The sequence below is a fragment of the Porphyromonas sp. genome (genome assembly GCF_030529325.1).
Lineage (GTDB): Bacteria > Bacteroidota > Bacteroidia > Bacteroidales > Porphyromonadaceae > Porphyromonas_A.
This window is the reverse complement of record NZ_JAUMXC010000006.1, coordinates 21,636-34,102: the sequence shown is the minus strand read 5'-3', so window position 1 is coordinate 34,102 and position 12,467 is coordinate 21,636. Positions and strand designations below refer to the sequence as shown.

Below are 12,467 nucleotides of genomic sequence, written 5' to 3'. Positions count from 1 at the left end.
ACCATGCACACAAACGAAACATTTCACAACCTCGAGGTAGACATCAATACCCTTCCCAAAGCGGAAGAACAGAGCTACCACCCTTTGGAACCTACATTTGTCTACGTCCTGATCATCGAGACCATACTCACATGGTTGCTGATCCTGGGACTTTCGTGGTTTATCTATCTCATACTTGAGGACTTCGGCTATCTCAAACTCTTTGGATTCATATCCTTGGGCATTGCCGTTGCACTGATCGTCAATCTCACGTGGCTCAAAAGGGCATGCAGCAAGAGAGGCTATGCCGTGCGAGACAAAGACCTCACCTACAAGAGAGGTATCATCTTGTCCAGACAGATCACCATACCGTTCAATAAGATACAACAAGTCGTTGTCTCACAAAATATTATCTTCCGTATCGTAGGGTTGTACAGTCTCAACATACGTACCGCAGCACAGACATCGGACGGGGTAAACATCGTAGGACTCACGCGCGAACAGGCAGAGAGTCTCAAGGAGATGATAATGAGCAAAATAAGTTAGTCTATGATGTCATCGGAAAAGACGAAGGACTTCAAGGCCTACACACGTATGGGTACCGATGCACTCCTGCTGATGTGCATGCGGGGTATGGCCATGTTTTTGTGGAAGTTTTGGCCGATCGCTCTGATAGTGCTATTCAGGGAAAACCGCTCGGAAACGGTGTTCCTCCGACTGGGACTTTTTATCCTTGCTATTGCGATATTCGGTATTATATCCAAGAGTATCACCTACTTCACCACCTACTTCAAGGTCTCTGATCAGTGCATCATCCTCAAGAGTGGATTTTTCAATAAAAAAGTGAAGAGCATACCTCTCGAGCGTATCCACACCATAAGGACAAAGAGCGGATTTTTCTACAGACTTGTGGATATGGTGAGCATCAGCTTCGACAGCATAGCGTCCGAAGATGTGGAGATCGAACTGCTCCTCAACCAAGAAGACCTCACCCGACTCATGCACACGATCAACGAGGAAGGAGACTTCGTGATCAACATCACTACCGACAATAAAAAGGAAGACGGCGAACCCATCATCGAGGGCGAAAAGCTCCACCACTTCCCCTACGGACTCAAGGATCTCATCCTCGGTGCAACGGTGCAGAACCCTCTCAAAGGTCTTCTCATCGTCTTTGCGTTTCTCTTTTATATCTTCAACGAAATCAATGAGTTTGTGCTGCGACATATCGAGGACATGACCAACAAGATCCAAGACTGGTACAGCAAGAGCGACTGGATCGTACTACTCATAGCCCTCACCCTCTCGTATATCGTCACTCTCATCGTATGGATAGGCTTCATCGTCGTCAGACAGTACGGAGCGACGATATCCGTGACAGCGGACAAGATGCGCTACGAGGCAGGACTCTTTACTAAACGCATGGCCTTCATCACCAAGGATAAGATCACGGCTCTTACCATAAAGAGCAACTATATCGAAGCCATCCTCGGCATCGCCAGTGTGTACATCCAACAGTCCGATGCGGTAGAGGGAAAGAAGGGCAATGAGCGTATAATACTCTTCGGGTGGAAACATCATGAGAGTCTGCAAAACGACTGGTACAAGGCCAAAGGGGTACTGCTTGCCGAGCGTACACATTCGGGATTCGGGATATTTTGGTACAGTCTTTTGATCAGGTTTTTGGTACTCATCGTTCCCGTTGTGGGAGCTACGGCGATACTTTTTTCACCGGCACTATGGGTAGTTGCCCCATTGGTCACCGCCATAGGACTTGTAGGCTCATATCTGATGTACAAGCACAGCGCCATAGCCATAGATCCGCACCATATACTCATCTATGGAGGACAGTATGCCCGCACCAAGACCTTCATCCCCATCGAAAAAGTGGAGAGTGTCAGGGTATCCCAATCCTTTGTCCAAAAACGTACCGGAAGGGCCAAACTCACAGTCAATACCATGGCGGGTATCTACGCCGTGCGGAGCATCCCCCTGTCCCATGCGGACAAGATAAGGAACTATATCCTCTACAAGGTGGAAATCCATGAAAAATAAGGGACTCGCCTACCGATGACAAGCACCCCCGATCGAAAGATAGTGAAGGGTAAAAATCAAGGTAGGCATCTTGATGCGTCAAGGTAGGCACGTTGATGTTTCAAGTCAGACAACCTTTTCGAGACACAAAAAAAGGATACGACCCTCATGAGTCGTATCCTTTTTTCGATTTGCGAGACTTGCACCTATGCGAGACCCAAAGGTCTATACTGAGGTAGAAAAATATCGTGCACAGCACTATGTATATCATAGGATTGCCGAGAGTCTCTGCCATGCCCGAGTAGGCCGCTCTCATCTCCTCCGATGCGTCTGAAAAAAGGTAATGAATAACGAAGACTGAAGCTGCTATCCCAAGTACGATGACGAGACTGATACAGAGGTAAAAGATGACCTTTTCCCGCTTTTTGCGACGGTTGTCTATCTCCCGTATACGTGACATCACAGACCATTTGAGATCGGTCGAAGATGGCTCTATGGAAGGCAGTTGTGCAAAGAGATGGGATAGACCCTCGTCCTTGAGCAGGGACTCTTGAGGGGGTCTGATGATATGTTTATCTTTCTTCATAAGCAGACATGATCTTTTTGAGTTTGTTACGCAGGCGAAAGAGCCTTATCTTGATATTTGAGGGAGATTGTCCGGCTATGAGACTTAGTTCGGACACACTCTTTCCCTCTCCATAGTACAGAGACAAGAGGGTCTGATCCTTCGGATCGAGCTGTGCCAAAGCCCACCGGAGTGTTTCGGGCGACTCTGTGACCGTCTCTGTCTCATCATCATCGTCCTCTACTTGGAGTATGGAGTCGTTCAGAGGAACTTCGGTATATCTATTCCGCTTCTTTCTCATGTCGCTGACAGCCTTGTTGTACGCTATGCGATAAAGCCAGGTCGAGAAGCTGCAGTGACCGTGAAAGGAGTCAAGACCGGTAAATGCCTTGATCATCACTTCCTGTGCAAGATCCTCGGCATTGCACCTGTCGCCGACCATGAGCATGAGCATACGGATGAGCTTGTCATTGTAGCGGGCAACGAGCAGACCGAAGGCCTCGGTATCGCCTCCCGTCACACGCGCTATACAAGCCTCATCGCTGAGTATGTTTGTCTTGTCCATGATCGTCGGTCTTTGTCATATAGACGCAAAGTGTCGCTTACGGTTACACTTTCCGAAGATAAATTTTTTCCAAGCTAAAAAGTGTAACCGCCCCCACCCTTTTGCGTCTAAAGGGTAAAAAGTAAACAACATCAAGTACTAACCAATAAACATTTCAAAGTCATGAAAGAAATAATGGCAATCTCGATCATCTTTATCATCTTCACCTGCATCTACAAGATATTCGAACTATTTGTGCGTCGCAATGAGCGTATCAAACTCATAGACAAACTCAGCGAAAGTGATAACCCACAGGCTCTCCGGGATGCCATCCTCAGCAAATACAGAAACAGATCTGTCAACAACAAGTCTACCATCAAAGTAGCTTCACTGCTCCTCGGTATGGGCATTGGATTGGGCATCGCCCTTTTCATAGTTTATCTTGACTATGTGTATCACGACATGAACATGAATGATATATGGGAAGTCTCCTTCGTGTACAGAAATTTTGAAATGATTACGCTTTCTTCGGTACTTTTCTTCGGAGGTATAGGCATACTTATACCATCTCTTATCTTCTACAGAAAGGAGGAAAAGCAAGACTGAGGGTTGTTTATTCTCTCTATGGATTGATGATTGTCTGTCGGTGTCCGGAGTCTGCCTCCTACACCTGCGGACAATCGTCTGTTCGGGCAAAAAAATAAAAGCGATGTATGACATTTATCGTCAGGCATCGCTTTTATTTCGATATATCAAACCTTGTTGGCCTTGTTCATCCTATGCGCTCCGAAGATGATTATTATCGCCAAAGAAACGAGTATAAAGGGAATAAAGATGTGAGACATAACTCTCACCGAAAGAGCGGAGAAAATCGTAATACAGGCAAATATGCCCACAACCGGGAGTCTTAGAACTTTGACTGTCATAGCCCCGGCGGCATAGACGTGATATTTGCGCTCTTCGTTGATCGTAAAAGGATAAGAAAATCTGTGGGGTTTGCCACTGAGGAAACCCATAAAAAGGTGTATCGCCACAAGTATTCCCACGACGATAAATATACTGCTCTTGTGCCCCATGGCATCGCACACTCCGTTGATATCGTAGTGCACAGGTATCTGCTCGAGCATACTCGGATAATAAATGGCTATGAAGACCAATACACCCAATACCACGGCATGCGAAAGATAGTCTACAATGTGCTTGGTACTCATACGTTATGGTATAGTATTAAGAAAGTTAGGCAAATCGACTACAATCACAAGGTAAGCATTATCAACCGAATAACATAGGATTATGCGAAGATGTATTGCATGAAAATAAAAAAACGAGGATCTACGGCATCTTACCGTAGACCCTCGTCTGTAATGACTATCTATACTACCGGAGATTACTTACCTGCGAGAGCGAGTGTATCTGTAGCTATCATCAACTCTTCATCGGTAGGAACGATCATCACTGTTACCTTACTTGAAGGCTTTGAGATGACGATCTCCTTACCTCGAGTCTTAGCGTTGAGTTCTGTATCGAGCTCTATACCGCAGTACTCCATGTCTGCACATACGATCTCACGGGTAGAAGTTTGGTTTTCGCCCACACCACCTGTAAAGATGATGATGTCGCAACCGCCAAGTTCAGCCATGAACGAACCCACATACTTCTTGATACGGTGGTTGTACATGTCCATAGCGAGCTTAGCACGCTCGTTACCCGCTTCGATAGCGTTTTCGATGTCACGCATATCCGATGAGATACCTGATACACCAAATACACCTGATTCCTTGTTGATAAGATTGCTGAAGCCTTCTACGTTGAGGTTTTCCTTACCCATGATGAAAGCCAAAGCTCCCGGATCGACGTCACCGCAACGAGTACCCATCATGAGACCTTCGGTAGGAGTGAGACCCATTGTGGTATCTACAACCTTACCATTCTTGATAGCGTTCATAGATGCACCGTTACCGATATGGCAAGTGATGATACGAGTGTTATTGAAGTCCTTACCAAGGATCTCGCAAGCTCTCTTGCTCACATATCTGTGGCTGGTACCATGGAAACCATAACGGCGTACACCATACTTCTCATACACACGGTATGGAAGAGCGTACATAAATGCGTGTGGTTCCATAGACTGTTGGAATGCTGTGTCGAATACACCTACCTGTGGAATGGTTGGGAGGAGCTTCTTGATAGCATCGATACCCTTGAGGTTGGGTGGATTGTGTAGAGGAGCGAGGTCGATACACTCATTGACCTTAGCGATCACTTCGTCAGTGATGAGGACACTTTCCTTGAAAGCTTCACCACCATGCACGAGACGGTGACCTACGGCGTTGATCTCGTCGAAAGACTTGATACAACCGTACTGTGGGCTTGTGAGATTTTCGAGGATGAACTCTACTGCGCTGGTGTGCTCAGGCATTTCTTTTTCAAGTACTACCTTTTCACCGTTTGGCAAAGTCATCTTGAGAAATGAGTCTTTTAGTCCCAATTTTTCTACTACACCCTGTGCCAATACGTCCTTTGTAGGCATCTCGTATAGCTTGTACTTAACTGAGGAACTACCACAGTTCAAAACAAGAATCTTCATTATTTCCCTTTGTTCTTTTTTTTAATATATAATTGATTGTTAATTATTTCTTAGCTGCCATAGCCTGATTTGCTGTGACAGCAGCCATATAATAGATGTCATCAGCAGAGCAACCACGGCTGAGGTCGTTGATAGGAGCCGCCATACCTTGGAGGATAGGACCCACAGCTTCAGCACCACCAAGGCGTTGAACGAGTTTGTAAGAGATGTTTCCCACTTCAAGGTTAGGGAACACAAGGACGTTAGCCTTACCCGCTACGGTACTGTCCTTAGCCTTTTGACGAGCTACAGACTCTACGAGAGCAGCATCTGCCTGGAGTTCACCATCTATGGCAAGTTCAGGAGCCATTTCCTTAGCTATGCGAGTAGCTTCGACCACCTTATCCACACACTCATGAGCCGCACTACCCTTTGTAGAGAAGCTGAGCATAGCCACACGTGGTTCGATACCGCCGATGGCTTTAGCTGTCTGAGCCGAAGCCACAGCGATCTGTGCAAGCTCCTCTGCAGTAGGTTGAGGTATCACAGCACAGTCAGAGAAGATAAGAAGACCATCCTCACCATAACCCTTTTCCTTTACCATCATGAGGAAAGCACCCGATACACACTTCATGCCCGGAGCAGTCTTGACGATCTGGAGTGCAGGACGGAGGACATTACCCGTGGTATTGAGTGCACCTGCCACTTCACCATCAGCATCACCGTTCTTGATCATGAGACAAGCGAGGTATAGAGGATCTTCAGCCTTCTTTGTAGCCTCTTCGATAGTCATACCCTTGCTCTTACGAAGTTCGAAAAGGAGATTGGCATATACATCCTTCTTTTCGTTGGTCTTAGGACATAGCAGAGTAGCCTCTTCGATGTGCTTAAGGCCAAGATCTGCAGCCTTTGCCTTGATTTCAGCAGGATCACCGATGAGGATGACCTTGACCACTTTATTGGCAAGCAAACGATCTGCAGCTTGTAGTGTACGCTCTTCTGTACCCTCAGGCAACACTATACGCATAGGGTTGTTCTGAGCTCTCTTGATGATATCTTCAAGTAGTTTCATAAATGATGTATTGGAAGTTAAATTGAATTCTTGCACAAATGTAACCATTATTTTGTAGTCTGAGGGACAATTACTTTAGCTTTTTCCACACTTTTCATCATCTTTATATTTATATGGTAGTAACTACTTTTCGGAGGCTGTGGAGAAAGGGGTTGATCTAAAAAAAATAACTCGTAAATATAAGATGATAATAGTTGTGAGTATTGTGGAAAGAGATTGTGGACAAAATACATTAGCTCTTGCAGCATATTGTCTATCCACATTCATCCACAGCATTATCCACAGTCTATATTACATTAAAACAAAGAGATAATCCATACTGTGGATAACCATAATTTATCCTGTGAAGAGCTAACTGAATGTTAATTTCCGGATCTTTTATGTGGATAACTATGATAGTAACTTTTGGATAACTTTTCCCCTTATTTTTTGGTCAGATCAACAAAGATTATATATCAAATGAGCCTTCATTATACCAAATATTTTAACACTTATTTTTCCACAAGTTTTCCACAACCTATTCACAGTTTTATCCCTACTTATCCACATATATACATGTGCGAAAAAAAAAGATGCCTACCTTGAGACTTCAAGTTAGACATCTTCATTCATCAAGTTAGACAACTTAATTTCGACCCTTCTACTTCTTCTTATTTTGGATATATGAGTTCACACCGAAGACCTGAATAATTTCACTAAGATTCTTTTGTTTCTTAATTCAAACTTTTATGAGGGACTTTATCATCGTTTTCTACATTTTTATGAGGGACTTTATTAGTATTCTATACACTTTTATGCGGAAGTGGTGGACTTGTATGTGTGATTTGGAACTTTTTCTGTTAAAATATTTAACTTTGTTACGAATTATTTCTCCATACTCTGTTGTCAAAATAGGCTTCAGAGTGCAGAATCAGATATCGTTCAATAATAAATGTATACAGTATCTAAATACGGAAAGGTAAAATAGAGAATTATGAGTAAGAAAAAATTGTCAAGTACTACGTCGCAAAGATGGAATATCAAGACTGTCCTGATCACTATTTTGATAACTTTTATAGTACATATAGTGATTGATCAGGGGCCTGATATTGTCAGATCCATAATGAATGGAAAGGTTCCCGCTTTTTTGTCAGATGCCAGAGATGGTTTCATGGATGGTTATCATGGCAGGCCTCCGAGATACTGATTTACAGATAAAAAAATAAGAGAGACTCTTTGTCTCTCCTACCTTTTTACTTGAACTTATTGGCGAGGGTCTGATCCCTGTGTATGGTGTGCATCTTTTCGGGTACGGCTTTGAGGATGAGCTCGGATATGTGCTCTATGACCTTGCAGCGTACATATGTGGGATGATAGGCGAGCATCACGGGGCGTACGGGGCGAGGTATGGCAAATCTCCGGAGGAGCTCTTTTTGTTTGTCATTAAGGGTATTGATGGCGAGTTCGGGCACAAAGGTGATACCATGTCCTGCTTCGACGAGTCTCATATAGGTCTCTATACCTCCGAGGGTGAAATTGATACGTTTGGGATGTGTCTTTTTGAAGTCACAGAACCTTATCAACTGGTTACGGAAACAGTGTCCTTCGTCTAGTAGCCAAAGGGCTTGCGGATCTATCTCAGAGCTACGTATGAAGGAGGAGGCAAAGAGGCTTTCGTTGCGACTGACGTATCCGATGAACTCTTCGTAGTAGAGTGTACGTGTGATGAGTTTGTCTCCTCTCAGGTCTCCCGCGATTATGGCAAGGTCTACGGATCCGTCTTTGATACCTTCTTCGCATAGAGATGTGGTGAGTTCCACAAACCTTATGTCTATATTACCCATATTTTTGCGACATATGGGGAGTAGTATAGGCAATAAAAAAGGTGCTATCGTAGGCAATATACCGATGGTGACAGTACCGCTCACTTCATCTTTTTCTTCGGCAGCTATCCCCTCTATACCACGTATGTTGTGGAGTACTTTGACAGCCTGGTCGGCTACCCTTTCGCCTATGCGTGAGAGAGAGAGGGGTTGGGTAGATCTGTCGAGGAGCTTGACACCGAGTTCGTCTTCGAGTTTGGCTATCATGGCACTCAGAGTGGGTTGGGTGACACCACATTCTTCGGCAGCTTTTACAAAGTGTCTGTATTTTCTCAAAGCTAGTAAATACTCGAGTTGTTGGATGTTCATAGCGCTACAAATCGTTTATATATAGATAACGTCTATAAAGGTATAGATATTATAGTTTGTATACAAGAATGTTATGATTTACCTTTGCATCAGACAAAAAGATAATAGTAGTAATAATTAAAAACATATACAGTTATGAACACAAACATTCTTTCAATTCTCAACATTGATGCAAACTATGCACAGGAAATGAACAAGAAGCTCAACAAGCTTGCAGCTACACTTCACGTTTATTACTCTAACCTCAGAGGTTTTCACTGGCATATAGAGGGTAAGTCATTCTTTACTTTCCACTCTGAACTCGAAAAGATGTACGACGCAGAAGCTGAGCGTATCGACGAAGTGGCAGAGCGTATCCTACAACTTGGTGGTGTACCTGTACGTATCTACAGCGAGATCGAAAAGCTATCTGAAATGAAGCAGTCGGAAGTAATCACTTGCGCTGACAAAATCTCTGAAAACCTTCTTGACTATGTAGCTACACTTATCCGCATCGAGAGAGAAATCCTCGGATTCGCAACTGAAAATGGTGATGATGTCACAGTAGGTATGATGTCAGAATACATCGCAGGTCAGGAAAAACTTGTGTGGATGCTTACAGCGTTCCTCAAGAAGTAAGACATAGAACAAAATATTAGGATATACTAAAAGGTAAGGAATATCAATAGAAAACAACACTCATTTATAATCGCTTTATTAAACCATGCTCCTCCGTTGTCCGTGTTGGATAGCGGAGGGGCTTTTGTATATACAGAGCGGTGTAGTCATATTATTTACCACCCTAAATAGATATAAATTATGGGTGATTATGAGTATCTCGGTGACATCTCTGTACAATATGGGTATGTGTTGGGGCGTTGCTTCGGGGGAAAAAAGTTATATTTGTGGAAGTTATGTAATTACTAACAAACCAAATAACCATATACAGACATGAAACTACTACTTATCAGCAATTCAGCATCACCGGGTGAAACTTATCTCGAAAAGCCCGGAGCAGATATAGCTCGTCATCTTGGAGATACCAAGGGAGATGTGGTATTTATCCCTTTTGCAGGTGTCACGATGACTTTTGACGACTATGTGGCAAAGGTCAACAACGCCCTCGCTCCACACGGAGTCAAGGTAAGAGGTATACATACTTTTGACGAGCCTTTGCGTGCCATAGCTGAAGCCAAAGCTATCATGATAGGTGGTGGTAATACCTTCCGCCTCCTCAAGATGATGCAGGAGTCGGGTATCCTCAATGCCATCCGTGAACGTGTCAGAGCAGGAGTGCCTTATGTGGGCTGGAGCGCAGGTGCAAATGTGGCTTGCCCTACTATATGCACTACCAATGATATGCCTATCGTGGAGCCTTTGAGCTTTGAGGCATTGAACTTTGTGCCTTTCCAGATCAATCCTCACTACCTCGATGCTCATCCCGAAGGTCACGGTGGAGAGACTCGAGAACAACGTATCCGTGAGTACCTTGTCGCAAATCCGGGTGTGTGTGTCGTAGGACTTAGAGAAGGTTCGAGGATGTTCTATGTCGGAGGCAAGTTGACTCTCGTGGGAGATCACACGGCTCGCCTCTTCTTGTTGGGCGAAGAGCCTCATGAAGTGTCTCCATCCGATGATGTGAACTTCCTCATGACCAAGCCTGATATGGGCGAGTGCACACGTAACAAGTAATATCTACATCATCCTATACTCTTATGGCTCATATCTCTGAGACATCCCGACAGTACGACGAAGTGATAAGGGAGTGTCGTGCCCTCTTTGTCGCCAAGCTGAAGGATTATGGTGCTTCGTGGCGTATCATGCGCCCTACTTCCATGACCGATCAGATCTTTATCAAAGTCAACAGGATACGTTCTATACAGGACAAGGGAGTGAGTCTCGTGGGAGATGACATACGTGGTGAGTTTGTTGCCATCATCAACTACGGCATCATGGGGCTTGTACAGCTCGAAAAGGGATATACCGAACAACCCGAAGCTGACGAACCTCATGTGCTCGAGTGGTACGACAAATATGCGGAAGTGGCCAAAGACCTCATGCAGTCCAAAAATCATGACTATGATGAGGCTTGGCGCTCCATGCGCATAGCTTCGCTCACCGATATGATACTCACCAAGGTCTTCCGTACCAAACAGATAGAGGATCATCAAGGGCAGACCAGTGTCTCCGAAGGTATAGATGCCAATTATCTCGATATGATCAATTATGCCGTCTTTGCACTCATAAGACTCAACGAAGAGAGGGGAGGCAAAGTATGAAAAGAAGCATACGTATACTCGTATGGGTATCGAGGACCGTTCTCAGTTTACTGTTCATCTTTTCAGGACTGATGAAGTCCATCGATCCTATGGGTACGGCGATAAAGATAGAGGAGTACTTTGCTACGGCCTCTTTGCCGATGACTTCATGGTTTGCCTTGGCCATAGCCTTGGGCTTGTGTCTCTTTGAGTTTGGCATCGGTATATCCATCCTTTTGGGGATATGGCGCAGGGTGACGGGGGCACTCGCAACGGTGATGATGACCCTCATGACGCTCCTCACGCTGTACATAATGGTGCGCAATCCCATAAGCGACTGCGGTTGCTTTGGTGATGCTTTCAAGATCAGCAATGAGGCAACTTTCGTCAAAAATGTCATACTCCTACCACTTGCATTCATCCTCCTACACTACTCCGCTTACGTCAATCCCCTCATACTATTCCGCAGGGGAAAGCTCGCAGTGATAGGATGTGTGCTCGTGATGGCCAATTTTCTCTTTGTCACCGTTATCGATCTTCCGGCTATAGACTTCAGACCGTTCAAGGTAGGGACATCAATCCTCGAAGCCAAGGAGTACAAGGAAGCTCACAAGGATGATCCCGAAAACTTCCGCTTCGTCTACAGCAAAGGTGGCGAAGAGCACATATTCGCGATGAATGAGCTTGATCAGGTAGACTCGACTTGGGTATATGTCCGAGATGCTTCTAACGAAGCTGCGGCGGGTGTAGAGGTGACTCCTGCGGACTTTGTACTCTCGGACGAAAGAGGCAAAGATGTCTCCGCTCAGCTCATGAGGTCTCAGTCATCGATGTTTATCTACTGTGTGGCAAAGGATTGTGAGACCCGTGTATTCAAGGACAAAGAGCGTCTGAAGGCTCTATCGGAACTTGCTTTCAACACCGGGGGATCCCTGTACATAGCCATGGGTACTCCTATGCCGGAGGATTATGACGATCCTCTGTGGTCGTTCAGAGATATTTCCGGGATGTACCACATGGATCCCACGATCATGAAGACTGTGGTGAGATCAGATCCCGCCTTACTCATCATCAAGGACGGAGTACTGATTCGTAAAGTTGCCGATCGCAAGATTTCCCGCCTCCTCGATGAAGAGGAGTTTACCTCCAATCCTTTCGATGCAGAGAAGAGTATCAAAGCCGTCAAGAAATCTGCCGTAATGAGATTTATACCTTTTGGTATCGCAGCCTTGGTACTTCTCCTCCTCATTGTCTTCAAGAAAAAGAATGTTTCAACCTATAAACCTCAATGACAATAGT

Annotated in this window: 13 protein-coding genes; 7 read left to right on the top strand and 6 right to left on the bottom strand. The window is 44.9% G+C overall.

Annotation, left to right across the window (positions count from 1 at the left end; translation table 11 throughout):
* The first annotated feature begins 3 nt into the window (after nucleotides 1-3).
* Both Q4A14_RS01935 and Q4A14_RS01930 read left to right on the top strand, forming a co-directional pair.
* Entirely contained in the window at nucleotides 4-525 is a 522-nt protein-coding gene (locus Q4A14_RS01935) for a PH domain-containing protein (RefSeq protein ID WP_303169541.1), read from the top strand.
* A 3-nt stretch (nucleotides 526-528) separates the two neighbouring features.
* Nucleotides 529-2,034, top strand: coding sequence for a PH domain-containing protein (locus Q4A14_RS01930; protein WP_303169540.1), 1,506 nt, complete (start codon nucleotides 529-531; stop codon nucleotides 2,032-2,034).
* Nucleotides 2,035-2,179: 145 nt separating this feature from the next.
* On the opposite strand, the gene Q4A14_RS01925 is transcribed toward Q4A14_RS01930, so the two are convergent.
* Nucleotides 2,180-2,599, bottom strand: a complete 420-nt coding sequence (locus Q4A14_RS01925) for a hypothetical protein (RefSeq protein WP_303169539.1) — start codon at nucleotides 2,597-2,599, stop codon at nucleotides 2,180-2,182.
* Complete coding sequence (locus Q4A14_RS01920) at nucleotides 2,586-3,143, bottom strand: RNA polymerase sigma factor (protein WP_303169537.1); 558 nt, start codon at nucleotides 3,141-3,143, stop codon at nucleotides 2,586-2,588. The genes Q4A14_RS01925 and Q4A14_RS01920 overlap by 14 nt, the downstream gene beginning before the upstream one ends.
* A 162-nt stretch (nucleotides 3,144-3,305) precedes the next feature.
* Here Q4A14_RS01920 and Q4A14_RS01915 point away from each other — a divergent pair, with 162 nt between their 5' ends.
* Nucleotides 3,306-3,728: a DUF6249 domain-containing protein gene (locus tag Q4A14_RS01915; protein ID WP_303169536.1), complete on the top strand. Its 423-nt coding sequence runs from the start codon at nucleotides 3,306-3,308 to the stop codon at nucleotides 3,726-3,728.
* 146 nt (nucleotides 3,729-3,874) lie between these two features.
* On the opposite strand, the gene Q4A14_RS01910 is transcribed toward Q4A14_RS01915, so the two are convergent.
* From Q4A14_RS01910 to Q4A14_RS01895, 4 genes are all read right to left on the bottom strand, one after another.
* Nucleotides 3,875-4,333 (bottom strand): DUF1648 domain-containing protein, encoded by a 459-nt coding sequence (locus Q4A14_RS01910; RefSeq protein ID WP_303169535.1) that lies wholly within the window; start codon nucleotides 4,331-4,333, stop codon nucleotides 3,875-3,877.
* 176 nt (nucleotides 4,334-4,509) lie between these two features.
* Nucleotides 4,510-5,709, bottom strand: a complete 1,200-nt coding sequence (locus Q4A14_RS01905) for an acetate kinase (protein WP_303169534.1) — start codon at nucleotides 5,707-5,709, stop codon at nucleotides 4,510-4,512.
* 43 nt (nucleotides 5,710-5,752) lie between these two features.
* Nucleotides 5,753-6,760 (bottom strand): phosphate acetyltransferase, encoded by a 1,008-nt coding sequence (gene pta, locus Q4A14_RS01900; protein WP_303169533.1) that lies wholly within the window; start codon nucleotides 6,758-6,760, stop codon nucleotides 5,753-5,755.
* A 1,232-nt stretch (nucleotides 6,761-7,992) separates the two neighbouring features.
* Nucleotides 7,993-8,931, bottom strand: a complete 939-nt coding sequence (locus Q4A14_RS01895) for a hydrogen peroxide-inducible genes activator (protein WP_303169532.1) — start codon at nucleotides 8,929-8,931, stop codon at nucleotides 7,993-7,995.
* 135 nt (nucleotides 8,932-9,066) lie between these two features.
* Here Q4A14_RS01895 and Q4A14_RS01890 point away from each other — a divergent pair, with 135 nt between their 5' ends.
* From Q4A14_RS01890 to Q4A14_RS01875, 4 genes are all read left to right on the top strand, one after another.
* Nucleotides 9,067-9,549, top strand: a complete 483-nt coding sequence (locus Q4A14_RS01890; protein WP_303169531.1) for a Dps family protein — start codon at nucleotides 9,067-9,069, stop codon at nucleotides 9,547-9,549.
* A 312-nt stretch (nucleotides 9,550-9,861) separates the two neighbouring features.
* The gene (gene pepE / locus Q4A14_RS01885) at nucleotides 9,862-10,602 is read left to right on the top strand and encodes a dipeptidase PepE (protein WP_303169530.1); all 741 of its coding nucleotides are present in this window, start codon (nucleotides 9,862-9,864) and stop codon (nucleotides 10,600-10,602) included.
* A gap of 32 nt (nucleotides 10,603-10,634) precedes the next feature.
* Nucleotides 10,635-11,189 carry a DUF1599 domain-containing protein gene (locus Q4A14_RS01880; protein WP_303169581.1) on the top strand — a complete coding sequence of 185 codons (555 nt, stop codon included), beginning with the start codon at nucleotides 10,635-10,637 and terminating at the stop codon, nucleotides 11,187-11,189.
* The gene (locus Q4A14_RS01875) at nucleotides 11,186-12,460 is read left to right on the top strand and encodes a BT_3928 family protein (RefSeq protein ID WP_303169529.1); all 1,275 of its coding nucleotides are present in this window, start codon (nucleotides 11,186-11,188) and stop codon (nucleotides 12,458-12,460) included. The genes Q4A14_RS01880 and Q4A14_RS01875 overlap by 4 nt, the downstream gene beginning before the upstream one ends.
* Nucleotides 12,461-12,467: the final 7 nt, after the last annotated feature.